The sequence below is a fragment of the Lutibacter sp. A80 genome, from assembly GCF_022429645.1.
Classification (GTDB): Bacteria; Bacteroidota; Bacteroidia; order Flavobacteriales; family Flavobacteriaceae; genus Lutibacter.
Genome location: NZ_CP092480.1, coordinates 1,113,113 through 1,139,662, shown reverse-complemented (window position 1 = coordinate 1,139,662; position 26,550 = coordinate 1,113,113). Strand labels below are relative to the sequence as shown.

Annotated in this window: 26 protein-coding genes; 8 read left to right on the top strand and 18 right to left on the bottom strand. The window is 28.1% G+C overall.

Going from position 1 to position 26,550, the window contains the following annotated elements:
- A complete protein-coding gene (locus MHL31_RS05135) occupies positions 1-471 on the top strand; it encodes a Dps family protein (protein ID WP_240228006.1) in 471 nt (156 codons plus the stop codon).
- A 157-nt stretch (positions 472-628) separates the two neighbouring features.
- On the opposite strand, the gene MHL31_RS05130 is transcribed toward MHL31_RS05135, so the two are convergent.
- The 10 genes from MHL31_RS05130 to MHL31_RS05085 all read right to left on the bottom strand — a co-directional run bounded on the left by MHL31_RS05130 (position 629) and on the right by MHL31_RS05085 (position 12,146).
- The gene (locus MHL31_RS05130) at positions 629-1,018 is read right to left on the bottom strand and encodes a TlpA disulfide reductase family protein (RefSeq protein WP_240228856.1); all 390 of its coding nucleotides are present in this window, start codon (positions 1,016-1,018) and stop codon (positions 629-631) included.
- Positions 1,019-1,027: 9 nt separating this feature from the next.
- Positions 1,028-1,843, bottom strand: a complete 816-nt coding sequence (locus MHL31_RS05125; RefSeq protein WP_240228005.1) for a DUF4369 domain-containing protein — start codon at positions 1,841-1,843, stop codon at positions 1,028-1,030.
- Positions 1,844-2,102: 259 nt separating this feature from the next.
- Positions 2,103-3,611 carry a RagB/SusD family nutrient uptake outer membrane protein gene (locus MHL31_RS05120; protein WP_240228004.1) on the bottom strand — a complete coding sequence of 503 codons (1,509 nt, stop codon included), beginning with the start codon at positions 3,609-3,611 and terminating at the stop codon, positions 2,103-2,105.
- Positions 3,612-3,632: 21 nt separating this feature from the next.
- Positions 3,633-7,058, bottom strand: coding sequence for a TonB-dependent receptor (locus tag MHL31_RS05115; protein WP_240228003.1), 3,426 nt, complete (start codon positions 7,056-7,058; stop codon positions 3,633-3,635).
- A gap of 203 nt (positions 7,059-7,261) precedes the next feature.
- A complete protein-coding gene (locus MHL31_RS05110) occupies positions 7,262-8,437 on the bottom strand; it encodes a FecR family protein (RefSeq protein ID WP_240228002.1) in 1,176 nt (391 codons plus the stop codon).
- 67 nt (positions 8,438-8,504) lie between these two features.
- Complete coding sequence (locus MHL31_RS05105) at positions 8,505-9,056, bottom strand: RNA polymerase sigma factor (RefSeq protein WP_240228001.1); 552 nt, start codon at positions 9,054-9,056, stop codon at positions 8,505-8,507.
- Between the two features lie 271 nt (positions 9,057-9,327).
- On the bottom strand, positions 9,328-10,140 hold the full coding sequence (locus MHL31_RS05100) for a 1-acyl-sn-glycerol-3-phosphate acyltransferase (RefSeq protein ID WP_240228000.1): 813 nt from the start codon (positions 10,138-10,140) through the stop codon (positions 9,328-9,330).
- Positions 10,141-10,177: 37 nt separating this feature from the next.
- On the bottom strand, positions 10,178-10,813 hold the full coding sequence (locus MHL31_RS05095) for a CoA pyrophosphatase (RefSeq protein WP_240227999.1): 636 nt from the start codon (positions 10,811-10,813) through the stop codon (positions 10,178-10,180).
- Between the two features lie 2 nt (positions 10,814-10,815).
- Positions 10,816-11,427 (bottom strand): trimeric intracellular cation channel family protein, encoded by a 612-nt coding sequence (locus MHL31_RS05090; protein WP_240227998.1) that lies wholly within the window; start codon positions 11,425-11,427, stop codon positions 10,816-10,818.
- Entirely contained in the window at positions 11,427-12,146 is a 720-nt protein-coding gene (locus MHL31_RS05085) for an RDD family protein (protein ID WP_240227997.1), read from the bottom strand. Before MHL31_RS05085 ends, MHL31_RS05090 begins: the two co-directional genes overlap by 1 nt.
- Positions 12,147-12,254: 108 nt before the next feature.
- On the opposite strand from MHL31_RS05085, the gene MHL31_RS05080 reads away from it, so the two are divergent.
- The 6 genes from MHL31_RS05080 to MHL31_RS05055 all read left to right on the top strand — a co-directional run bounded on the left by MHL31_RS05080 (position 12,255) and on the right by MHL31_RS05055 (position 18,478).
- Complete coding sequence (locus MHL31_RS05080) at positions 12,255-13,226, top strand: stage II sporulation protein M (protein WP_240227996.1); 972 nt, start codon at positions 12,255-12,257, stop codon at positions 13,224-13,226.
- Positions 13,213-14,103 carry a hypothetical protein gene (locus MHL31_RS05075; protein ID WP_240227995.1) on the top strand — a complete coding sequence of 297 codons (891 nt, stop codon included), beginning with the start codon at positions 13,213-13,215 and terminating at the stop codon, positions 14,101-14,103. The genes MHL31_RS05080 and MHL31_RS05075 overlap by 14 nt, the downstream gene beginning before the upstream one ends.
- A gap of 3 nt (positions 14,104-14,106) precedes the next feature.
- Entirely contained in the window at positions 14,107-14,847 is a 741-nt protein-coding gene (locus MHL31_RS05070) for a DUF4129 domain-containing protein (protein WP_240227994.1), read from the top strand.
- Positions 14,848-16,053: a DUF4350 domain-containing protein gene (locus tag MHL31_RS05065; RefSeq protein WP_240227993.1), complete on the top strand. Its 1,206-nt coding sequence runs from the start codon at positions 14,848-14,850 to the stop codon at positions 16,051-16,053.
- Positions 16,043-17,026, top strand: a complete 984-nt coding sequence (locus tag MHL31_RS05060; RefSeq protein ID WP_240227992.1) for a MoxR family ATPase — start codon at positions 16,043-16,045, stop codon at positions 17,024-17,026. The genes MHL31_RS05065 and MHL31_RS05060 overlap by 11 nt, the downstream gene beginning before the upstream one ends.
- Before the next feature lie 120 nt (positions 17,027-17,146).
- The gene (locus MHL31_RS05055) at positions 17,147-18,478 is read left to right on the top strand and encodes a DUF58 domain-containing protein (protein WP_240227991.1); all 1,332 of its coding nucleotides are present in this window, start codon (positions 17,147-17,149) and stop codon (positions 18,476-18,478) included.
- Here the strand turns inward: MHL31_RS05055 and ppgK are convergent.
- Positions 18,471-19,214 carry a polyphosphate--glucose phosphotransferase gene (ppgK, locus tag MHL31_RS05050; protein ID WP_240227990.1) on the bottom strand — a complete coding sequence of 248 codons (744 nt, stop codon included), beginning with the start codon at positions 19,212-19,214 and terminating at the stop codon, positions 18,471-18,473. The genes MHL31_RS05055 and ppgK overlap by 8 nt on opposite strands.
- Positions 19,215-19,418: 204 nt before the next feature.
- Here ppgK and MHL31_RS05045 point away from each other — a divergent pair, with 204 nt between their 5' ends.
- On the top strand, positions 19,419-19,820 hold the full coding sequence (locus MHL31_RS05045) for a hypothetical protein (protein WP_240227989.1): 402 nt from the start codon (positions 19,419-19,421) through the stop codon (positions 19,818-19,820).
- A 74-nt stretch (positions 19,821-19,894) separates the two neighbouring features.
- Here MHL31_RS05045 and MHL31_RS05040 read toward each other — a convergent pair whose 3' ends face one another.
- From MHL31_RS05040 to MHL31_RS05010, 7 genes are read right to left on the bottom strand one after another with little or no spacing between them, the layout of a single operon-like run.
- Positions 19,895-20,740, bottom strand: a complete 846-nt coding sequence (locus MHL31_RS05040) for a mechanosensitive ion channel family protein (protein ID WP_240227988.1) — start codon at positions 20,738-20,740, stop codon at positions 19,895-19,897.
- Between the two features lie 42 nt (positions 20,741-20,782).
- Positions 20,783-21,436, bottom strand: coding sequence for an alpha/beta hydrolase (locus MHL31_RS05035; RefSeq protein ID WP_240227987.1), 654 nt, complete (start codon positions 21,434-21,436; stop codon positions 20,783-20,785).
- A 60-nt stretch (positions 21,437-21,496) separates the two neighbouring features.
- On the bottom strand, positions 21,497-21,823 hold the full coding sequence (locus MHL31_RS05030) for a DUF4870 domain-containing protein (RefSeq protein WP_240227986.1): 327 nt from the start codon (positions 21,821-21,823) through the stop codon (positions 21,497-21,499).
- Positions 21,824-21,858: 35 nt separating this feature from the next.
- Complete coding sequence (locus MHL31_RS05025; RefSeq protein WP_240227985.1) at positions 21,859-23,109, bottom strand: dihydroorotase family protein; 1,251 nt, start codon at positions 23,107-23,109, stop codon at positions 21,859-21,861.
- Entirely contained in the window at positions 23,106-25,061 is a 1,956-nt protein-coding gene (locus MHL31_RS05020) for a BatA domain-containing protein (protein WP_240227984.1), read from the bottom strand. Before MHL31_RS05020 ends, MHL31_RS05025 begins: the two co-directional genes overlap by 4 nt.
- Before the next feature lie 41 nt (positions 25,062-25,102).
- Positions 25,103-25,840, bottom strand: coding sequence for a 5'-methylthioadenosine/adenosylhomocysteine nucleosidase (locus MHL31_RS05015; RefSeq protein WP_240227983.1), 738 nt, complete (start codon positions 25,838-25,840; stop codon positions 25,103-25,105).
- A gap of 10 nt (positions 25,841-25,850) precedes the next feature.
- The gene (locus MHL31_RS05010; protein WP_240227982.1) at positions 25,851-26,516 is read right to left on the bottom strand and encodes an ABC transporter ATP-binding protein; all 666 of its coding nucleotides are present in this window, start codon (positions 26,514-26,516) and stop codon (positions 25,851-25,853) included.
- Positions 26,517-26,550: the final 34 nt, after the last annotated feature.

The following is a 26,550-nucleotide window of genomic DNA, read 5'->3' as shown; positions in this document are numbered from 1 at the left end:
ATGAGTACAACAAGTATTGGATTAAATAAACAAGAAACAGACAACTTAGCTGTAAGTTTAAACGAATTATTAGCGAATTTTCAAATATACTACCAAAACTTAAGAGGATTGCATTGGAACATTAAGGGGAAATCTTTTTTTGTATTACATGTAAAATTTGAGGAACTTTATACAGATTCTCAAGAAAAAATAGATTTGATTGCTGAAAGAATTTTAACTTTAGGAGGAACTCCGCTACATACTTTTAGTGATTATGTAAGTTTAGCTAAAGTTCCTGTTGGAAAAGATGTAACTAATGATGAAGAGTCTGTAAAATTAGTAGTTAATTCTTTAACAGAATTATTGAAAATTGAAAGAAGTATTTTAGGTGAATCTGATGAAGCAGATGATGAGGGAACAAATTCTATGATGAGTGATTTTATTGCTGAACAAGAAAAAACTATTTGGATGTTAAATGCATGGTTGAATTAATGTTTTAACCTATGTTGTTTTAAAATAGAAACAAAATAGACAAAAAAAGGTAGTAATTTAAATTACTACCTTTTTTTGTTGAGGTTATTATTTGAAGGGTAGAATAGCAGTAATTAGCTTATAACTTCTTGTGTTATTTCATATAAATTTTTACAGTTTATAACGCAGTGTTATTTTCAAAGATTTCTATCAACTTTTTATCCATTTTGTCATCATCATCTTTACCGCCATTGTAACGTCCAATAATAATTCCGTCGGGTCCAACTAAAATTTTTGTTGGTAATGAAGATATATTATAATCTCTACTAACGCCATCATCTAATACTTTATACATGCCATTTGATCGATCAACTTTTATACCTCGAAGTACATGTCTCCAAACTCCAATTTCGTCATCTTTTACAGCTTTTCTCCAAGCATTTGGATTTCTATCATCATCAGAAACTCCCAGAATTTCTAAACCTTTTGATTTATATTTTGCATAAATGTCTAATAGATGAGGATTTCCTTTTCTACAAGGTACACACCAAGAAGCCCAAAAGTCAATTAATAAATACTAACCTTTAAAGTCGGCTAAAGCAATTGGTTTGCCATTAATATCAATTGTATTAAAGTCTCCAGCCATAACACCTGGAATACCTTTATTCATATCAGTAATCTTTTTGTCTATCCGTTCTGCAATAGGATCGTTTTTATATTCCTCTGGAAATTTATTAAAAATTGCTCTTGCATCTTTTTGCTCAAAATCATCAATAATAAATATTATATTTTGAAAACTTGTATAAGAGCTAGGGTTATCTATTACAAATTGTTTTACAACAGCATCTCTTTCTAAAAAATAGGGTTCTAATTTAGTTCTTAATTCATCGTCTTTCCATTTATATTTTTTTTTATCTTCATCGGTAATAGCAGAACTCATCATTTTTCTATTGGCATTAAAAGCATCTAATTCAGACTTAAATTTTTCATCTACTACAGCTTTTAAATCACTCAGTTTATCAGCCTCTACTTGTGCTTTAGATCCTAATAGTTTTGCTGAAGTAATATTGTTTACATCTAATTTTAATTCCATCCTTTCAGGTTCTACAAACAATCTAGCCATAGACTCCATAGAATAATCATTTTTATCTTTAGAAATTAAAATAACTTGTACAGGTCCATCTATAGTCCCTTCGTAATTAAATGTTCCGTTGGTAACAAAAATAGTATCAACTAAATGAGTATTATTTTTTGAGCTTGTTAAAAATAGTGTCCCATTTTCCATATTAGATACAACCCCTTTTATACTATAGGTACCATCTTTTAGTGGTTCTTTTTTAGTTTCACAGCTAACAACGATTAGAACTGCAATTAAAAATTTAATTATTTTCATGATTTCTAATTTTTAAAATTTACCATATTTCTTAGAGCTTTGTATCAAAATTTACTTTGTAAAATATGTATTGATGGTAGTTTTATTCCATTTGAATAGTCTTTTATACAATCACCTTTGTTTAATTTATTTTAAAAAAACGATATTTTTTATAAATGTATTTACTTAAAAGCAAATTCTCTACATAAATATTATATTTTAAATTTAAAGGTGATTGTTATAAAAGATACAAGCTAATTAATGTTACGATTTTGTATTATTAATAAGATGGATTTTGTTTTACAACTCCTTGTCCTGCAATAATAGACGTTTCAGGAATTGGTATAATAAATTTATCTTGATTTGTTGCAGTTGCATTAACCATGGAAGCTTTAAAACTTTCACCGCTAGGTGTTGGAGTTGCTAATATTTCATAACGTACCATATCATAAAAATCTTCTCCCATTTCAGTGGCTAATTCCATTAATTTTTCAATACGTACTGCTTCTAAAAATTCAGGATAACTGATGCTTATCGGGTATGTTTCAAATCCATCTGCGCCTGTTGTTGTAGCTCCAGCTCTTAGTCTAATTGCATTTAGAGCATTTAAAGCTTCTGTTGTAACTACAGTATTTCTGCGAGCTTCGGCTTCTGCATAAATTAAATAAATTTCAGCCATACGTAAATGATAATGAGTTTCATATAAGTTTATTCCTTGGCGTTGCTTATATTTAAAGTTTCCATTAAAACTAGAACTAAAAGGTGTTCCTAATTGCATATATGGAATTCTTGTGGCATCATGCTTAATAACCTGACCATTAATAGTCATTGTACCATTTTCTCCTAGTTCATAAAAAGCATCTGAAGTATTGGCGAAAATTCCATCCCAAAAATTCCCACTTCCAATACCTTCATCCAAATCGGAATAGGTGTTAAATAATGATTCAACAGTGTTTAAATAGTCATTAGCACCTTCATGTTGAAATAACTCACCGAAAGTAGTCATCAATCCAAAATTAGAACCAGAATTATTTATCACATCCTCTGCTACTAGAGCTGCTTGAGAATAATCACCTTTATAGAGTAATACTTTAGCTTTTAAACCTTTTGCATATACACTACTTGCGTAGTATTTGTTTGTTACATTTGGTGCTTCTACAATTGCATCTTCTAAATCATCTAAAATAGCAGTATAAGTTTCAGCAACCGTATTTCTTGGTTTTGGATTAGCATCTTTTGCTGGAACTAAATTTAAGACTACTCCGTATTCAGAAGATAAATCATAAAATTGACCGTACAAACGCAATAAATAAAAATGGCCTGTAGCTCTCATTGCCTTAGCCTCTCCAATTATTTCCAGTTGTCTATCTGGGTTTACAAAGTCACTTGATACTAATTTTTCAGTTCCTTCAATTACCCAATTTGCTCTATTTATTAATGTATATAAATTTGTGTAAATTGCTCTAGTTTTTGTACCAGTAGGATCTGGATTGTTGGATTGAAATCCTTTATCTTCAACTCCATAGGAAAAAAGCCCTCCAGTATCTATACCACTAAGTGTGCTTGGAACAATTGTATAATGTGGAAACCCACCTAACGATGTTTGACGCAGAGTGGCATACATTCCAGTAAGAGCTAATTCTGCCGAAGTTTGGTTAGAAATTGCGGTTTCTCCTGGTAATGAGTATAATGGTTCATATTCATCAAGGTCTTCAGTTAATTGACAAGATGTCAATAACAATAAAAGAATGCAAAAAAGACTTTTATATAGATATATTATATTTTTCATGTTTTCTAATTTTATTATTGATTAAAAGCTAATAGTTAGGCCTAAAGTAAATGTTTGAGCTAGCGGGTAAGCAAAGCCTTCATCTTGAATAAGGTTTGTTGTTTCACCTCCTCGAGGGTTACTTACTGATTCTGGATCTAATCCAGCGTAATCTGTAATCGTTAATAAATTGTTTCCAGAGAAATTTAAACGGGCTCTTTCTATTCCCATTTCAGTTAACCACTGATTTTCAAAATTATATCCTACAGATGCTGAACGCAATCGGACATAAGATGCATCACTAATGAATGTTGAACTAAGAGTTTCAGCAGGCGCGCCAAGTCTCCCATATGTTGCGTTAGTATTTTCTGGTGTCCAAGTATCATATACAATGGTAGTTGTATTTAAATAAGGGTCTGAATTACTTAGCTGTGGAAGTAATGAGTTTGATACTTGACGTGAATGTCCTTGTGCAAATTGAACATTAATACTAGCATCAAAATTTTTATAACTAAATGAATTGTTCCATCCTCCAAAATAATCAGGATTTATATCTCCAAGAACAGTTCTATCTAAGGTTGTTATTTCACCATCTCCATTAATATCTTTATAAATATAATCTCCTGGTTGTGTAAGTCCAGAGTAGTAACTTCCATCGGAAGCACCAGCGTTTAATGCTGTAATTTGTGCTTGATCTTGTGCTATACCTTCTTGAACATAACCAGAAATTACACCAATTGGTTGCCCTTCTAAAATATTTGGAGAACTTCCACTTGAAGCTATTGAACCATCATATAAATTATCTACAACTCCTTTGATGAAGGAAATATTAAATGAAGAATTCCAATTAAAATTCGTATTGCGTATAATATCGCCTCCTATGGTTATTTCCCAACCTTTATTGCTAACATCGGCAACATTTGCATTATAAGCAGCAAAACCTGTTTCAGATGGTAATGGCGTGTATAAAATAATTCCTGTGGTATTTTTTTCAAAATAGACGATTTCTCCATTCAATCGATTATTAAATGCTCCAAATTCTATACCTAGGTCAAGTTGATCTGTTGACTCCCATCTAATGTTAGGGTTTGGTAAGCCTGTAATTGCAATTCCATTAACATTAGCATAAAGAGAGTAATTATTTGCTAATGATGACATATAAGCTAAATACGAAAATGAAGCTAAATTGTCATTTCCTGTACGTCCTAAAGAAGCTCTTAATTTTAATTGATTGATAGCATCAATATTAAAAAAATCTTCATTATGCATGTTCCATGCTAATGCACCTGAAGGAAAAGTTCCATATTGGTTATTTGTTCCAAATTTAGTAGAACCATCTCTTCTAATAGTTAATGTAGCCAAGTAACGATCTTCAAAATTATAGTTTACACGACCAAATAATGAATTAAGTCCACCTTCTATAGATTCACTTTCATAACTTGAAATACGATTAGCAGAACGTGGATCTACCAAAATAAAGTCATCTGGGAAACCCGAATAAGTTTGTGCTTCAATATCTGTTCTGTTGTGATCCCATGACATTCCAATTATGGCGTCTATTTTATGTTCACCAAAAGACTTAGAATAATTTAAGGTATTACTAAAAACTGTTGCAAAAGCATCTGTACGTTGTTGCTCAAGTGTTGCTTCAGCAACTGGTGAACTATAGAGGTTAAAAATAGCATTATCAGAAAAGGAAGGGTCGAAATTAGAAGCTTTATCATTACTCACTGAAATATTAATTTGTGACCTAAATTTTAAACCATCTATAATCTTTACTTCTCCATAAACTGAACCAAATAGGTATTGCCCTATAATTTTATTTGTTGCTAAACCAGAACCGCCTACTGGGTTTCTAGAAATTACATCAGGTCCAAACACACCTCCTAATGCAGGTGTACCAGTGTACTGTCCATTATCGTCATAAACTCCTAAATCTGGTCGAAAGAATCCCGACGTTAAATCAGTTACACCAGAAGTTTTATTTACCGAATAATTATAATTAAATGATACTCCTGTTTTAATACGTTCCGTAACATCTGCATCTATATTAGCACTTAAGCTATACCTGTCTAATTGACTACCAATCATAATACCTTCTTGATCCGTAACGCCTGCAGAAACTAAATAATTTATATTTTCAGTTCCACCATTTAATCCAAATTTATAATCATTCCATAATGCATTATTATTGGTAATTTCATCTTGCCAATCTGTGTTTGCATTACCAAAAAATTGATTTGGTGTATTTACAATTATATTATCTGTTGTACTTCCAGAGCCTTCAGCAATTCTAGCTTGGGCACCTTCAGTTACAAATGTTTTATATTGATCAACGTTTAATACATCCCACTTTTTTACAGGGTTAGATATTGTTGAATTTAATGAAAATGTAAATTGTGGTTTTTGATTTCTTGTACCTCTTTTGGTTGTAATAAGAACTACACCATTGGCTGCTCTAGACCCGTAAATACCAGCTGCGGAAGCATCTTTTAAAACATCTACACGTTCAATGTCATTTGGATTAATAGCTAATAAAGGGTTTTCTCTGTTTCCAAAAAGTCCGATACCATTTTCTTCAAAAATTGGATTTACTATAATAGGAACACCATCTACTACATATAAAGGTTGATTATCTCCACGTAAAGCACTTAAACCTCTAATATGAACAATTGCACCTGCGCCTGGGGCACCACTTACTGCATTTATATACACTCCTGGAATTTTACCTACTAAAGCTTGGTCTATGGTTTGAGTTTTTATTTGAGATATTTCAACTGCTTTTACGGTTCCAACTGATCCAGTTAGATCCTTCTTTTTTGTACGTCCATATCCAACTAAAACAACTTCTTCTAAACTACTAACTTCCTCTTGTAAAATTATGTTTATTTCGGTTTGTTCACCAACTATAATTTCTTGAGTTTGAAAGCCTATATAAGAAAAGACCAATACACTTGCAGCATCAGGTACAGTAATTTGGTATGTACCTTCAAAATCAGTAGGTAGCCCTTTGTTTGTACCTTTAATTGAGACCGTAACCCCAGGTAAGAGTAGTCCATCTTTATCTTTGACAACTCCAAAAACTTCTATTTTTTGACTTTGATTTTTTTCTTTTATAGTAATCCTATTATCGGTACCTAATATTGCATTATACTTTCCTTTAGGTAGCGTAATTTGAAGTAATCTTCCAACACTTATAATACCTTTTTGAAGTTTAACTTTAGGAATATTTTTAAATAAGTTTTCTGGGTAAATAAAATTGTATTCTGTTTGATTTGCAATAATTTCAAATACCTCATCAACAGTAAGTGTTTTGTCGTGATCTAGAGTAACTTTCTTTTGCGCAAGTCCATTTTCAGTAGTTAAACTGAAAACTGTTGTGCAAAGTAAGAAAATAAATATTCTCATAATCATCATTAGTACCCTTTTTCCAAAAAGAAAATGGGGTTTAATTAATTTAATTTCCATAAATTTGTTTTTGTATTAGTTAGACGTTAGTTTAATTGATACTCATAGAGGGATGAAGTTTCAGTCACGTCGAAATGTTTGAACTTCATTCTCTTTTTTTTTGTTTCTTTTTATAATGTTTTAATTCTCTTTATTTCATATTTTTTGGGTTATTATTTTAGTTATTTAAAAATGTTATCCGACATCTTTATCTGCATTCCGCCCTATTTAAGGGTAATAGTTTTATTATTTATTTCGAAATTATTAATTGCTCCAAAGTTTTTAATATCGTTTAGCATATCTACAATGTTTTGGTTTTTGTTTAAAGCACCTGTAAACCTAGCATCTTCTAAACTTTTTTCTTCAAAAATTACTTCTATATTGTACCAGCGAGACAATGTAATCATTATTTCTTTTAATGATTTTCCTTTAAAAATGTATAACCCATCTTTCCAAGAAGTTTCTTGTCTAATATTAACTTTGCTAATTGAAATATGATTAGAAATAATATCTAAATTAGATTGTTCTCCTGGTTCTAGTAATCTATTTTGTTTATCTGTTTTTATACTGACTTTTCCTTCAACTAAAGTTGTATAAATATTTGTTTCGTCTTTATAAGTCTTTATGTTAAATTCTGTACCTAATACTTCTACTTCTTGTCCATTGTTATAGACTTTAAATTTTGAACCATTATGCGCTGTACTTGGTGATACATCGAAATATGCTTCGCCGTAAACAAGTTCTACTTGGCGAGGTTTTCCTTCTGTAAAATTTATTGGATATTTTAATTGAGATTCTGAATTTAACCATACTATAGTACTATCTGGAAGTATTATTTTATATTCTCCTCCTCTAGGAATGGTTAAATAATTATAGCTGATTTGCTTATTTGCAATTGGTTGATAGATAATTTCTTTTCCATTACTTGTTGCATTTTTAATAATAGAAGTTTTACCTTTTTCTAGTGTTATTTCAGAACCATCTTCTAAAGTTAATGTTGCTTTATTTGAGCGTGACTCAATTTTATTGTTTACAATAACTGGAGTTGAATTTATTGACTTAATATTTAAGAATATTGATAATGATATTATAGTTATTACTGATGCCGCAATTGCATATTTCCAATATGTTTTTTTTGTGACACCTTGTTTTTTTACTGGTTGCAATAATGGGGGAGATAGTTGAGAAATTACTTTACTCCAAGCTAACTCTTTGTTTAATGAATCGTAAAAAGTAACTCTTCTAGACCTTTTGTAATAAAGTAAGTACTTAGAAAATAATTGTTTATTTTCTGTACTTTGATTAATCCATTTTTGTAGCTCAACAAATTGTTTTTCATTAATTTCTTTTGCTGTATAAGCTTTAAAAAGAGTTAGAATTTTTGTGTTAATTTTGTTCATTTATGAATCTTCTATACTATACATATACCAAAAGATCAAAAATGGGTGACAAAAATTTGAACTTTTTTTAAATTAATAATAACATTATAATAATATCTAAAGAATTTCTAAGTTGTTTTAAGGCTCTAGAATAATGTGTTTTTACTGTGTTTACTGAGATATTTAACTGTTCAGCTACTTCTTTGTACTTTAAATTATCGAGTACAATTGCTTTAAAAACTTCTTTGCTTTTTTCTGGTAACTGATCAATTTCTTGATATAATTTTTTTCTTTCTTGTTCAATAAGTTCTATATCAGTTTCATCAATAATTAATTTTTCAATTTGGCTTTCAATTTCCTCTAATTGATATTTATTGTTTTTCTTAATTGTTTTAAGGGTATTGTTTTTTACTGCTTTAAATAAGTAAGGACTAATCTCATTTTCTAATCTAAGATATATTTTTTCATTCCAAAATTTTATAAAGAGATCTTGTACAATATCCTCTGCTAAATGAAATGAGTCGCAATATTTTAGGGAATATACACTTAAAGGTATATAGTATTCATCAAATAATTGTTTGTACGCTGTTGGGTTGCCTTTTTTAAGTTTTTGAAGAATTTGAAAGTCATTAGACTTCATATAATTAGTTGTGTAGAAATAAATATTGATTATTAAGAATTCGCTAATATAATTTATTTTTTTAATAAAAATAATAATTATATAAATTTAGAAAGAAGGGGTATAGTTATAAATACTATTAAACTAGGGGAGTTGTTTAAAATAAATTAAAGTATTGAGTTTGAAATACAAGTTTCTGTGAGGGCTTATTTTGGTATAAATTATAATTAAAATTGATGAAACAAAGTATATAAAAAAAAGGTAGTAATTTAAATTACTACCTTTTTTTGTTTTAAAAAATATCCCAAAATTTTCGCTGTTTATTAAGGGCTTCTTCTTGACGTTTATATTCTTCAACAGGCACTACTTTTAGCATAGCAGGATCTTGTTCTATTTCAAATTCTATTCTTTTAACAATTTCATCAACAGTTTCATTTTCGTAATCTATTTCCATTGGAGGTTTAATAACCATAGACTGTAAAATATTACGTTTTTTAATCAATAAACCTTTTTTATCGAAAGAACGTCTAAAACCATCTATTACAATTGGTATTACAACGGGTTTATATGTTTTTATAATATGTCCAGTACCTCTTCTAATTGGTTTAAAAGGTTTAGTGGTTCCTTGTGGAAATGTTATTACCCAACCATCATCTAAAGCTTTTTTAATATTGCTAATATCAGACATTTTTACTTGTCTGTTAACGTCTTTTCCAGCACTTCTCCAAGTTCGTTCAATAGAAATTGAACCAACATAGGCGAAAATTTTAGGTAAAAGACCAGATTTCATGGTTTCTGAAGCAGCAATATAATAGATGTTTAATTTGGGTTGCCAAATATAACCTATGTTTTTTATAGAATTATTTCTTCCTTTTAAAGAAGCATTAAATACATGAAACATAGCGGCAACATCAGCAAAGTAAGTTTGATGATTTGAAACAAATAAAACATTTTTTTCTGGAAGTTCTCTTATAATTTCAGAACCTTCAATTTGAAGATTGTTAAATCTACGGTATCTTCCGTGAGAAACAATTCCAAAAAAGCGAATCAGCCATTTTTTTAAAAATAAAATATGACCGAAAGGATTTCTTTTGAAAATAGGCATTTAGTTGGTTTTGGTTCTTACAAATTTAGTAAAAAAATTAAGATATAATTTTTATTAATTCTTTGATTTCATTTAACATCATTGCAGTTGCTCCCCAAACAATATAATTGTTTAATTTAAAGCAAGGTACGTTAATTTCTTTTGCGTATGAGGTTGATAATATTGTAGAACTTACAGCAGAATCTGAAAGTAAATCGGAGAGTTTAACTTCAATTAAAGCTTCAACTTCATAATTTTTAGTGAATTTTGGTGTATAATCTAAATAACTTAAAAAAGGTGTTACAATAAAATTACTTGGTGGAATGTACACCTCGGTCATTTTTTTAAAAATAGTAATATCTTTTTCAGCAATTCCAACTTCTTCTTTTGCCTCTCTTAATGCTGTATGTTGTAATGAGCTATCTTTAGGGTCTAATTTACCTCCGGGGAAACTAATTTGAGCAGAATGTACACCTTTGTAACTAGCTCTAAGTGTTAATAAAATATGTAATTCGCCTTTTGTATCGGGATAAAAAATAGCTAAAACACCTGCTTTTCTGGGATTGCTAGCTTTAATTTTTTCTTCAGAAAATTCTTTTCTAATGTCTGGAGCTAATTTAAATTGTGCTTTTAAGCCGCCAGTTTCAGCATTTGATAACTGTTTAATATGTTTTTTTAAAATTAAAAAATTCATAGTTATTCTTTTGCGTAAAAAGTTGGTAAAGATAACTTAAATCTAAGAGCTATTAATCTAATGGCTATAATTAAAATAGATGTTGTTACATATATAACAGCACTATTAATTTCAAAATTATGCAATGTTAAATATATTGCAGATCCTAAAACACAAGCTGTAGCATAGATTTCTTTTCTAAATATTATAGGTATTTCATTACATAATATATCTCTAATTACACCGCCAAAAGAACCAGTCATTGTAGCTATTGAAATTATAATTATTGGGTGAAAATTAGCGTTTAAACCAATTTCAGTTCCCATAATTGTAAATATACCAAGTCCAATACTATCAAATAAAAAAAGTGATTTATTAATGTATTTTAAGTTTTTTCTAAATATAGTGGCAAATATAAATGAGCCAAGTATATAAAAAATTACATCTGTATTTTTCATCCAAAATACAGGATGCGCACCTATTAATACATCTCTTAAGGTTCCACCACCAACAGCTGTAGCAAAAGCTATTATAAAAACACCAAAAGGATCCATTTTTTTTCGCATTGCTACCAAAGATCCAGAAATTGCAAAAGCAATAATTCCTAAAATATCTAAAAAATTAAATAGTGTCATTACATTTGTTGTGTGAAATAATTATAATCTTTAAGAACAATATCAATAAAATCAATAGTATTTAATTCAGAATTAATGCCTGTAATTTCAATAATTTTGAGTTTTAATTTTAAAAGCATTTTATGGTTATTATTTTTTTTAGCTTTTAAATATAGTTCTTTAATTGTTTGTACGTCTTTATCAGTTAATATAGTTACTTGAGGAAATGTTGGGACATAATTTTCTGGAATATCAACTGCTAAAGTGTTATTAATAGAAATTGTCTTTTTTTCAGAAATAACAGTTGTTCCGGCAGCAATATCTCCTAATCTTTGCCCTTTTCCATTTAATAAAATAGTTAGTAATGCAATTGAACCAGAAGCAAGAGAAATATCTATTAATCTCAATATCCACCGTATTAAGTAACTACCAAAAGTTGGTTTTGAACCATCAATTTTTGTAACTCTAATTTTTTTAAAATATTTCCCAGGAGTTTGTCCATTATTTAGAGTTTCAAAAAATAAGCTATAAAAAAAAACGGGTAAACTTATCAATGCATATAGCACATATATATTTTCAGTATCTAAATAACCTAATGCATTTGTAAAATAGATAATTAAGGCATAATAGGCTCCAATAATTAGCATATCTATTATAAAAGCCCCAATTCTTGAGCTTAAGGGGGCAACATTTTGTTGGATAGTAATATTTTGTGCTGTTTCTATTTTAAAATTGTCCATTTTTAATGTTTAAACTCTTTGGTTGATACAATTGTATTTTTTACATTCGTAAACTTAAAAATTCAATATAATTTATTGCTCTAAATTGAATCAGCAAAAGTATAAAAAATGCGTGAAGCATCATTTGTAAAAAGAAATAAAAATAAATGGCTCTTATTTGAAGATGTTCTAGATAATAAAGAACAAATTTCTCCAGATAAGTTATCGGATTTATACATTGAAATTACTGATGATTTAAGCTATGCAAAAACTTTTTATGCTCAAAGTAATACTGTTGTTTACTTAAACTCTATAGCTTCAAAAGCACATCAAAAAATTTATAAAACTAAAAAAGAAAATAAAAATAGACTTGTATCTTTTTTTAAAACTGAGTTTCCTCTTGAATTTGTAAATTATCATAAACAATTATTAATTGCTTTTATTACATTTTTGTTCTTTGCTATTGTTGGAGCATATTCCGCGGCTAATGACGGAAGTTTTGTGCGTTTAATTTTAGGTGATAATTACGTAAATATGACTCTAGAAAATATTGCATCTGGAGATCCAATGGCTGTATATAAAAAAATGGGTGAGGGAAACATGTTTATATTAATTACCTTAAACAATATTAAAGTAGCTATGATGGCTTTTGTTTTTGGAATGCTGTTTTCTGTTGGTACATTATATGTTATGATGCAAAATGGAATTATGTTGGGTTCTTTTTTATATTTTTTTTATGATAAAGACCTGCTTTGGGAATCTTCTAGAACCATTTGGATACACGGAACTATAGAAATTTCGGTAATAATTATTGCAGGTTGTGCTGGTTTGGTATTAGGAAATGGTTTGTTGTTTCCAAAAACATACTCTAGATTAGCTTCCTTTAAACAAAGTTTTAAAGCAGGCTTAAAAATTATGGTTAGTACTATACCCTTTTTTATTGTGGCCGGATTTTTAGAAGGTTTTATAACACGTAGAACAGAAATGCCAGATTGGCTAGCCATATTTATAATAGTAACATCTTTTATAATAGTAGTTTACTATTATGTAATTTATCCAATAAAATTAACTAAACAACAAAATATTAATGGAAACAAATAGCTTTATAGAGTTTAAAAAAGAGCGCGATTTAGGTGCAATTATTACAGATACATTTAAATTTATTCGAGAAAATTGGAAAGAATATTTTACTGTAGTTTTAAAAATTGTTGGTCCTGTGTTACTTGTAGGTCTTGGGGTTTTGGTATTTTATATGTTTACAATGTCAGATTTATTTAGTGAACTTGATACTATAGAAGCTAATCCTATTGGTTTTTTATCTCAAATGTTTTCTTGGGTATTTGTGCTAATTTTTGTGTATGTTTTAATGTATACTTTATTATCAATGTCTTCATTATATTTTATAAAATCATATATAGAACACAACGGAGATCCTATCTTTTCTGAAGTAAAAGAAAATGTATTAAAAAATATTTGGAAATTTTTAGGTTTAGGTATTTTAATCACCATAGTAACATTATTGGGTATGGTATTTTGTTATTTACCAGGGTTTTATTTAGGTACCGTTTTGTCTTTAGCAACATCTATTATGGTGTTTGAAGATAAAAATATTGGAGATACATTTTCGCATTCGTTTACACTTATAAAAGGAGAGTGGTGGAATACATTTGGAGTTTTAGTTGTTGTTTGGTTGTTATTAGCGGTGTTGGGTCAAGCATTTTCTATTCCAGCTATGATTTATCAATTTATTAAAATGGGAACAGTTATGGGAGGTGATGATCCTACTGAAATATTTTCAATATTTAAGGATCCTATTTATTTAGCATTAAACATTGGGTCTTATATTTTTCAATTTATATTATACTCAATTCCTTTAATTTCAACGGTTTTTATTTATTTTGATTTAAATGAACAAAAAAACTTAACTGGTACTTTTGAAAAAATTGAAAGCCTAGGAACAGCAAATACAGAAGAATAATACATGCAAAAAGTACTATTTTTTATATTTTTTTTAGTGTTTTCGGTGGGAGCTTACTCTCAAACCGATTCACTTTCGGTAAAAAAAGATAAGAGTAGTATTGTTCAAAAAAAGTTTGAGACCAATACATTAGAAAAGTATAAAGCTGATAAAGATTTTGATTATTCTGAAAATACCGTAGCTAAAGAACCTACATTAATAGAGCGTTTGTTTAATTGGTTAAGTAGGCAATTATTACGCTTTTTTGAATGGATTTTTGGAGTTAAATATGCAAAAGGTATTTTAGGAACTATTCTTAAAGTAATTCCATATATACTTGTAGGTATTTTATTGTTTTTATTAATAAAATTCTTTTTAAAGGTAAATACTAGCTCAATAGTCTCAAGTGCATCAAATAAAGCAATTGTTTCTATAACAAGCGATGAGGAACTGATAAAAAATAAAGATCTTCCAAAATTAATTAAACAAGCAATTGAACTTAAAAATTATAGATTAGCAGTTCGTTATTATTATTTAAATAGTATAAAACAACTAGAACATAATAAGTTAATAAGCTGGGAACAACAAAAAACAAACGAGGATTATATACAAGAAATTTCTAGAGAAACTATAAAAAGTGCTTTTACAAATTTAACTAGATTGTACGATTTTGTTTGGTACGGTAATTTTGAAATTAATGAAAACGAGTTTGAAAAAATTGCTGCAAATTTTGAAGCTATTAATAATCTAATAAATAGTAAATAGTTGGATAAAAAAACAAAAATATACGCTGCATTGTTTGTGCTCTTGATTTTCGGATATATGTATTTGGAGAGTACAAAAAAACAGCCTATAAATTGGTTTCCAACTTATGTTGCTAAACACAAAATTCCTTATGGAACATTTGTTTTAAAAGAAGAACTTAAGTCCATACTACCAACTACAAATATAACAACTGTAGATATTCCTCCATATGTGTATTTACAAGATACTACCAGAGTAGGAACTTATTTATTTGTTGATGAAGCAATTAATTTTGGAGATGCGGAGTTTTTACGTTTAATGGAATTTGTTGCACGAGGTAATGATGTATTTATTTCAACCCACGGAATGAATATTGATACTTTAAATTTTGAAACAGAACGTTTAATTAGTAAAAACCTAGATGAAAAGGTGTTCTTTAAGCAGTTAAATAAAGCTTTTAAAGGAAAGGAATATACGTTTGATAGACCATTTATAAATCAAGTATTTACTAAAATAGATACAGTTAATACTACTGTTTTAGGTATAACGGGTTATGTTAATGAAGATGAAGAACGTACAGAAGAAGGTATAAATTTTGTAAAACATACTTATGGAAAAGGAAATTTTTACTTACATACGTTTCCTGAAGTATTTACAAATTATACTATTTTAAACAAAACCAACCACCAACATACAGCAAATATATTATCGTATTTAAGAACTGATATTCCTATTTTATGGGATGCTTATTATAAAACCGGAAAAAGTAAAATTACTTCACCGTTACAATATTTATTAAGTTCAAAATATTTAAAATGGGCCTATTATATGGCTTTAATTGGTGTTTTGTTTTTTATTGTTTTTGAAGGAAAAAGAAAACAACGCAGTATTCCAATAATAAAACCTTTAAAAAATCAAACAGTAGCTTTTACACAAACAATTTCTAATATGTATTTTGAAAAGCAAGAGCATAAAACTATTGCAGAACATAAAATAAGTTATTTATTAGAATTTATAAGAGTTAAATTAAATATTTCAACAACTATAATAGATACAGAGTTTTATAAAAATGTAGCAATGCGTAGTGGTAACTCTCTAGAAGATGTTGAAAAATTGTTCAAATTTTGTGATGCAATTCATTTAAAAAATCAAATTACAGATATTGAACTTATAAAGTTAAATACCCTAATAGAAAAATTTAAAAAAACAATTCAATATGGAAAATAACGATTTGAATTTTGAGAATAGAATAGATTTAGAAAAGTTAAAAAATGCAGTAATTCAAATTAAAGCTGAATTAAGTAAAATTATTGTTGGTCAGGAAAAATTTATAGATTTATTAATAGTAGCATTATTAGCAGATGGTCATGTGTTAATTGAAGGCGTTCCTGGTGTTGCAAAAACCATAACTGCAAAATTATTAGCAAAAACAATTGATACAGGTTTTAGCAGATTACAATTTACACCAGATTTAATGCCGAGTGATGTTTTAGGAACATCGGTTTTAAATATGAAAAACTCTGAATTTGAATTTAAGAGAGGACCAATTTTTTCGAATTTAGTATTAATAGATGAAATTAATAGGGCACCAGCAAAAACACAAGCAGCCTTATTTGAAGTAATGGAAGAACGTCAGATTTCTATTGATGGGAATACTTATAAAATGAAACCACCTTTTATGGTATTGGCAACTCAAAATCCAATAGAACAGGAGGGAACGTATGCATTGCCTGAAGCTCAATTAGATCGATTTTTATTTAAAATAGATGTAGGATATCCAAATTTAGATGAAGAAATTTTAATAATAAAATCTCATCAAGATAGAAAAGGAGCATTGCCTCAAACTTTAATATCTTCATTACTTTCTGAAGCTGATTTATTAGAATATAAAAATAAGATTTTTGATATTTTAGTAGAAGAAAAAATAATGAAATACATTGCAGAGCTTATTACAAAAACACGAAATCACCCGCATTTGTATTTAGGAGGTTCTCCTAGAGCAAGCATTGCTGTATTAAATGCATCTAAAGCATATGCAGCTATAAATGGACGTGATTTTGTAATTCCAGAGGATATTAAAAAGGTTATTTATCCAATTTTACGTCATCGAATTATTTTAACTCCTGAGCGTGAAATGGAAGGAATGACTACCGATAAAGTAATAGAAATGATTATTCAATCTGTTGAGGTTCCTAGGTAGTTATAAACTAAGAAGTTGGAACTAATCTATACGTATTAACAATAGATTATTCCGTTATTTTACACTATATAAAGACGAATAAAATAATATTTAGAAAGTTTAAAATTCAAAATAAAACAATTGAAAATCATTAGAAGCATATACATACATCAACGTTTTTTTGTTTATATCAGCATAATTTCAGCGTTATTTTTGATTTCTTTTTGGTTTCCAATAGTATATAGTTTTACTTGGATTTTGGTAACTATTATTTCCGTATTATTATTTACGGATATTTACCTATTATTTAATTCAAAAAAAGGAATTGAGGCTCGTAGAATATTAACGGATAAATTCTCAAATTCAGACGAAAACCCTGTTTCAATTACAATTAAAAATAACTACATATTTGCTATTCAGGCTAAAATAATAGACGAACTTCCAAAACAATTTCAAAAAAGAGATTTTAAGCATATTGCAAATCTAAATCCTCAAGAAAATTATAATTTTGAATATGAAGTTATTCCTGTTGAAAGAGGTGAATATCATTTTGGAAATTTAAATGTTTTTATTTCTTCACCTTTAAAAATTATTGCAAAACGTTATAGATTTCAAGAAAATGAAATGGTTGCTGTTTACCCGTCTTATATTCAAATGAAAAAATATGAGTTCTTAGCAATCAGTAATCGTTTAACAGAATTTGGATTAAAAAAGATTAGAAAAATTGGACATACTTTAGAGTTTGAACAAATTAAAAATTACATAGCTGGTGACGATGTTAGAACTATAAATTGGAAAGCAACTGCAAAGCGCTCACAATTAATGGTAAATCAATATCAAGATGAAAAATCACAACCTATCTATTCTATTATAGATTTGGGTAGAGTTATGAAAATGCCTTTTGAAGAATTAAAATTATTGGATTATGCTATAAATTCAACTTTAGCTTTTTCAAATATAGCACTTAAAAAAAATGATAAAGCTGGGTTAATTACTTTTGCTAAAAAAGTAGATGCAATTGTTGCTGCAAGTAATAAAAAAACACATTTAAATACTATAAATGAAGCTTTATATAATATAACAACAAAATATACAGATGCAGATTTTGGGTATTTGTACGCAGTTGTTAAACGAAAAATTACGCAACGTAGTTTATTAATTTTATATACCAATTTTGAGCATATTTCATCTTTAAAACGTCAATTGCCATTTTTAAAAGCAATTTCTAAGCATCATTTATTAGTTGTTGTATTTTTTGAAAACACAGAATTAGATGCTTTAATTCAAGAAGATGCAGAAGATCTACAAACTATATATCATAAAACAATAGCTGAAAAATTTGCTTATGAAAAAAAGTTAATAGTTAAAGAATTAGAGCGTAATGGTATTTATGGTATTCTTACAAAACCTAAAAACTTAACAGTAAATGTTATTAATAAATATTTAGAATTTAAAGCTAAAGGATTTATTTAATATGGAAGTTTGCAGCCATTGCAGCTCCAATAATTCCTGCTTCATTTTCTGCTTCAGCAGCCACAATAGGAGTGTCAATATTTATATGATTTACAAACTTTCCTAGTTTTTTACTAGCCCCACCACCTACAATAAACAAATCTGGAGATAGTATTAAGTCAATATGTTTAAAATATTTATTTAAACGTTTTCCCCATTCTTTTCTATTTAAATTTTCACTTTTTCTAACAGAATCTGCTGCGTATTTCTCAAAAACTTCACCATTTTTATAAAGTACATGTCCTAATTCAGTATTAGGTAATAACTTTCCATCTAAAAAAACTCCAGAACCTATTCCAGTTCCTAAGGTTATCATAATAACAGTTCCTTTTTTATCTTTTCCGGCTCCAAAACTAATTTCAGCAAGCCCAGCAGCATCTGCATCGTTTACAATGGAATATTCATTGCCAGTTTTTTCAGAAAATAGAGCATCAACCTGTGTGCCTTTCCAATCTTCATGAAGATTTCCTCCAGTTAAGCATTTTCCATGCTGTAGAGGTGTTGGAAATCCGCATCCAACAGGTCCTTCCCATTCGAAATGATTTATCATTTTTTGAATTGTTTTAGCAACCTTTTCTGGAGTAGCGGGTTTGGGAGTTGCAATTCTATGTCTTTCGGTTGTTAAACTTCCTGTTTTTACATCAACTAAAGCTCCTTTTATTCCTGAGCCCCCAATATCAATTCCTAAAATATTCATTTTCTAATTTTTGAACAATTTATTAAAAAAAATTACATTGTAAAATTCTTTTTTCTTTTTAATTTAAAAATGAATAATTAATTAGAGGTTAAATTGTTAATATTATGTGTTTTAAAATAGTTTTTAAAATTTGTTGTAAAAGTGTTAAATAGAATGTTTCTAAAGTAAAAACACCTTAATTTTGTACTTATAAAAGTATAAATAATGAATAACATACCTCAAAATACCCATTTAAAAGCATCTGAAAAATTTATAGGAAAAGTAATTTCTATTGAAGAAACAAAAGCAGTAGTACAATTAAAGATTACCGAAGAAATGGTAGTGGATAGTTTTGGACTTTCTCACGGGAGTTTTACTTTTGGTTTAGCCGATTATGCTGCAATGGTTTTAATTAATAAGCCAAATGTAGTTTTAGGGAAAGCTGAAGTAAAATTTATAAAGCCAACAGTTTTAGGAAATCTTTTAGAAGCTACAGCTGTGTATAAAGAACAACTAAATGAAGTGAAATCTGTAGTTGAAGTTTCAGTTTTAAATGAAGATAATGTAAAGGTGTTTGAAGGTGAATTTGTTTGTTTTTCTTTAGAAAAACATGTGTTGAAAAAATAAGAACCTTCAATTGAAGTAGAAAACGTGTATAAATAGCGATAGTTATTTTATATAATTTATCCTTTTATACACTACTATTTAATTTCCGTATTGTTAGATTTAAAATGAACATCCATTTGTGGAAATGGTATTTTAATGTTGTTTTCGGCAAATTTTCTATTTATAATTTTTCGTATGCTACTCTTAGTTCTATCAATTCTAAAAACATTCTTACTAAAGAATAACAATTGAAGGTCTAAAGATGAGTAACCAAAATTAATTAAACGTGCTTCTATAAGTTCTCTATTAAAAACTTTTGGATGCTCAAAAGCGCTTTCTTCTAAAATTTTTAGAGCTAAGTCAACATCACTTCCGTAAGCTATACGTACATCAATTTTAAATCTTGTTTTTTGCGATTGGTGACTCCAATTAATTACTTTACTTGTGGTTATTAGAGAATTTGGAATTATAATTGAAATATCATCTCTATTTAATGCTTTAGATGTTCTTAAGCCAATACTTTCAATTTTTACAACTTCATCATCAACTTCTAAAACATCGTTTATTTTAATAGATCTTTCTGTAAGTAATATAAAGCCAGAAACTATATCGTTAAATGTTTGCTGTAATCCTAAGCCAACACCAACCAATAGAGCAGCGGAACTAGCTAATAATAAAGTAACTTTTATACCGAAATTTTCAAGTATAAAACTAATAGCTGCTACATATAAAACATATTTTATAATTTGATAAATAGCGTACGATGTTCCAGTATCTAGTGTTGTTATTTTATGCTTACGGATAAGTGTTTTTTTTACTATCCATAAAAGGATTTTAATAACAAAAATAGTGAGTACAATAACTGCCAATTTCGATATTTTTACAGTAGTGTCTCCAATACTGAAAATTTCAAAATTTAATATGCTATTTAATGTATCCATTTTTTTAATATTAAAAATAAATGTTTAAAAAAGTTGATAAAATTAGAGTCTTTCTTCAATCCATTGTTTAAAATCGAAAAAGTTTTTAGGAGCAACTCCATGTCCTACTTGATACTCTTGAAAACTGTTTTTAATGTTTAAATGATTTAAAAAATCAGGTGCTTTATTTGCCCATTCTAAAGGGATTACTTGGTCAACACTTCCGTGTGAAATAAAGAAATCTAACTTGTTATAATCTTTAGTTTCAATATTTTCAGGTAATAATTCTGGGATAATATAACCACTTAAAGCAATAATTTTCTGAACTTTTTCAGGATAATTTAAAGCAATTGAATAGCTTAAAATAGTACCTTGGCTGAAGCCTAATAAAAAAGTTTTTTCAGTAGGGATTTTATATTTATCTTGAATTTCATCAATAAAGGTAGCAATTAATTCTCTAGCCTCAAGCGCCTCAGGAATATCAGAAAATTTCCCAGCATCTGCAGTAAAATTAATGGTGTACCAAGCATAACTTCCAAAACCTAAATTTTGTGGCGCACGTGCGCTAACAATTATTAAATCTTCTGGTAATTCAGTAGCAAACGAAAACAAATCTTCCTCATTACTTCCGTACCCATGTAGCAGGATTAAAAGTGAGGTTTTTTCTGTTATTGTATTCGGTTCTCTTGAAATGTATTGTAAGGTTAATTTTTCCATATGTTAAAATAAAAGTCGCGCTTTATGGCGCGACTTTATAAATATGTAGTTTAATAAATATTAGATTCCTTTAAACCAGTCTTGAAATAAGTCACCAAGTAAAGGTATTTTTTTCTCTTCACCTTGTATTGCTCCAATAAATCCAATAATCCAAAGAACAAATAACGCAATACCTACTGCACCTGAAGCCCATACTCCAAGAAAAGGGCTAATAACAAATCCATTTATAAGAGATAAAATACTTAAGCCAATCATTTGTCTAATGTGAAAAGATGCAAATGTATTTTTTTTGCTATTATTCATAATAAAAGCAATTAAAGTACCTATCCAAGTAATATAACTGATAATTGCTGTTGTTTTTCCTTCTTTTACTGTTTGATTTTCCATTTTAAATTTTTTTAAATTTTAGTTGTGTAAATATATTAAATTATTTTATTGTTTGAAATTATACCGTAAGCTTTTCCTTTTAATCTTTTACCTAAAAATATGGAGTTTTTAGAAGTTGAATAGATATTATTTATGGAAAATTCATATTCAAAATCGGGATTAAAAAGAGTTAAACAAGCTTCTTCATTTTCATTTATAGGAGAACTTTTTACTCCAAATCTATTTTTGGGATTTGTAGTTAAGCAAGTTATTAAAGTTTCTAAAGGTAGTACTTTGTTTAACGCCCCAAATAAACTTTCTAATCCAATAGTTCCAAATTTAGCAGTACTGTATTCAACTTTTTTATGTTCAATATCAATAGGGTTGTGATCACTTGTAATTATATCAATAACGCCATTATTTACGCCTTTTATTAAGGCTTTTACATCTTTTGATGTTCTTAAAGGAGGTAAAACCTTTGTGTTGGAATCAAAATTAACTAATTCATCATCAGTTAATACTAAATTATGTGCTGCAACACTACACGTAACGTTTAACCCATTTTTTTTGGCTTCTTTAATTAGTTTAACAGATTTTGCTGTTGAAATAGTAGGAATATGTAATTTACCACCAGTATATTCTAATAAAAATAAATCGCGTGCAATTTGTAATTCTTCAGCTAAAGCAGGTATTCCTTTTAGGCCAAGTTTAGTGCTATTAATATGTTCATTTACCAAACCATTTTGTGCAATAGAATTATCTTGTGGAAAACTTAAAACCAACGCATCAAAATTTTGCGCATATTGTAAGGCAATTTTTAACAAATTAGCATTATCAATAGGTTTATTATAATCGCTAAATGCAATTGCTCCAGAATTTTGCATATCAAATAACTCTGCAAGATCTTCACTTTTAGCTTTTTTTGTTAGGCTTCCAATAGGGTATAAGCTTGTAGCACTATTAGTTCCTTGATTTTTTATGAATTCTACAGCAGATTTATTGTCAGCTATTGGATAAGTATTAGGATTTACAGCAACTGCTGTAAAACCGCTTTTAGCAGCTGTTTTTAATCCATTTTCTATAGTTTCTCGTTCTTCAAAACCAGGTTCTCCAAAAGAAACACTAGTGTCAAACCAGCCTTGAGAAACATGTAAGTTTTCGAATGTAATTTCTTTATAATTATTAGGATTATCTAGAAGTTTAGAGATTTTAGAAATTTTTCCATTTTCAATTAAAATATCTTGTTTTTTGTTATGAAACGGACTAGAAGGGTCAATAATTGTTGCAGATTTTATCAGTAAATTCATATTTTGAAATATTTTAATATCAGTATTTCAATAAACAAAAATAGTACAGAAAAAGCTAAAAACCACTTAAAAAGCCAATTGATTTTTTGTTGATTGTTAATTTCGTTAAAAAGAGATGAAACTGAAGTAGAAATTTTTATATTTTCATTGCTGTTTTTTAAGCTATTTAAATCTATATATGTTAAGTCACTTTCTTCTCTATTGTAATTAAAAGCTATTGTTTTTAAAGGTTTATCTTTATTGTAAATAGTATAAATTCCACTTTTTAAAATGTTGTTTTCTAGGGTAATAGTTACTTTATTTTGTAAAACTTGTTGTTGCGGAATAAATTCAGTGGTTCCATCAGAAATTTTAAGAATCCCATCCTTTTTTAATGAAGCTTTTATATGAATGTTAGTATTTGGTGAAATGGTGTAATATAGTTGAGAAAAGTTTGAACTATTTTTAGCAAAATTGTAAAATATAGGAACAACTAAGGGCGATTGTATAAAATTTGAAATAGTTTTATTTAAGGGAGATGCTACCCAATAGAAGTTACTATTTTCTATATTTGATGAACTTATAAATGGTTGATTGTTATCTAGTTTTAATATAGCTGTGCTGTTATTAAAATTATTTTTAAAATGTAAAGCGGTTTTTGGATATTGAAAATTATCAATTTTTTTTTCAAAAACATCAGTAATAATTGGATGATTATAATTAATACTTGTTATTTTATGTTCCTTTGAAGTTAAAGTTTGTATTGTGCCAATATTTAAATTTTGCAACAAATTATTATAGGAAGCAAGTACTGTTTTTTCTGAAGGAATTAACACTAAATTACCACCATTAATAAAATATTCTTTTAAAGTTGAAATTAATGTATTCGGAAACTCTTCTAGTTCGCTTAAAACAATTAATTGTTGATTTTGTATAGCGTTATAATTTAAATTTTGAAGAGAAGTTGTGGTATAATTAAATTCGTTTTCAGTATAAATTTTTGATAAAAATTCGGAGGGTTTACCAATAGTTAGTACATTAATTTTGTCTGGTTTTGAAAGGGTAAAATAGAAGTCGTTATCGAATTCTAAATTAGAGTCAGTAATTGAAATTTTACCATAAAAATCTGTGTCATTTGGAATGGTAAATTCAACATTAGTTTGGTTAGAATTATTAAATTTAGCGGTTGCTTTTCCAATTAATTTTGAATTATTTAACAAAGAAACAGGTATGTTTTCTAGGTTGTTTTCTGTACTTTTAATTACAACATTTAGTTTAATTTCTGTATTGTTTTTACTACTTACAAATAAGCTATCTATAAAAATATTAGATGTGGATTTGGGACTAACTTTTAGAAGTTCTACAGGTGAGTTTATAGTTGTGTTATTTAGATTTTTTAAGTTAGTGTTTTGAAAATCAGAGATTAAAATATTTTTGGTTATGGTATTTGTTTTGTTGTTTTGAAATCGTTTTAGTTTTAAAATAGCACTGTTTAAATTAAGTTTGTTTGGAGTGTATTTTAAATTTATTAGTTCGTTTTTTAAATTTTTTGAATCTAAATTTACCAGATCTTCATCATTAGTTACAATGGTTAATTGTGTGTTTTCAAAATTATTTTGTTCAATTATTTTTTGAATGGTACTTTTTAATAATTCACCATTTTTTCCGTTGGCTTGCATACTAAAAGAATTGTCCAAATAAATATTAGTTAAAAACTTTTTATCTGAAGAAAAATCGGAAAAATAGGGTTGTGCAAATGCTAAAATTATACAAGTAAAAGCCAAGAGTCTTGTTGTTAAAATTAACCACTTTTTAATACGTGCACTTTTACGTGTTTGTTGCTCAATATTTTTTAAAAATTTTACGTTTGTAAAGGGTACTTTAACAAAACGTTGTAGCTGAAATAAATGTACTAATATCGGTATGATAAGTAATATTAGTGCGTATAAAATTTCAGGATTTTTAAATTGCATTGTTTATTTTAGTTGAAAATTGTAAAATCAATATTTATTATTTAATTATCAAAATAATTTTTTAATATTCCTAAGGCATAATAACTAGCAATTGAATTGGCAAATCTAGAAAAATCTATAGTTGCATTGTCATTTGCTTTGTCTGAAATTATTCTAATAATTGAAAAAGGAATTTTATATTCGTAACAAATTTGAGCAACTGCAGCGCCTTCCATTTCAACACAAATAGCAGTTGGTAAAGTTTTATTTAATTTCTTTATTTTTTTTAAGCTTTTAATAAATTTATCGCCACTTGCAATATCTCCAAAAACTACTTTTGGTGCTGTTATGTTAAACGTTGTGGCTTCTTCAGCATTTATATACGTAGTATATGCATCTATAAATTTAGTAGAAGCATTTATTAGTTTTGTAGCATTTTTAGTTTCTAGATATTCTTTCTTTAAGATTGGAATTTCAAATTTTTTATAAAACGGACTCGCATTTAAATCGTGTTGAAATAAGTGTTTCCCAATTACAATATCTCCAATATTTAATTCTTTGTTAATAGCGCCAGCAACACCTGTAAATATTATTTCTTCAAGATCAAAATCGTTAATAAGCTGTGTTGTTGTAGCTGCTGAAGCAACTTTTCCCCAACGCGAAAAAACCAGTACAACATCTTTTCCAAATAAAGTACCGGTATAGTAAGTACGCATTCCTTTTTTGGAAGTTTTTATATTTTTAAGTTCGTTTAACAATGCTTGAATTTCTTCTTGCATTGCACTAATAATTCCAATCATTTAATACGTTTTAGTTAATTATTCTACCATCTTTCATTTCTAATTTTCTATCAGCCATTTCTGCTAATTCCTGATTGTGAGTAACAATTACAAAGGTTTGATTGAATTTTTTACGAAGTTCAAAAAATAATTCATGTAAATTTTTTGCAGAAGTAGAATCTAAATTACCACTTGGTTCATCGGCAAAAATAACATCTGGATCGTTAACTAAGGCTCTAGCCACAGCAACACGTTGTTGTTCACCTCCAGATAATTCACTTGGTTTATGGTGAATTCTGTCTGATAATCCTAAAAATTGAAGTAATTCTTTAGCTTTGTTTTCAGCCTCAGATTTAGATTTATTTGCAATAAATGCTGGAATACAAACATTTTCAAGTGCTGTAAATTCTGGTAATAATTGATGAAATTGAAAAATAAAACCAATATGTTTGTTTCTAAAATTAGAGAGTGATTTATCTTTAAGTTTTAATAAATCTATATTGTTTATTTTAAGTTCAGTATCTGTAGAATTGACTGAAGTTTTGTCTAAAGTTCCTAAAATTTGAAGTAAGGTAGTTTTTCCAGCTCCAGAAGGACCAACTATAGCCACAACTTCTCCTTTTTTTATAGTTAAGTTAACGCCTTTTAAAACTTCTAAATCTCCGTAAAACTTATGTATATTATTTGCTTGTATCATGTTGTAAAATAGTTGCGTGAAAATACATAATTAA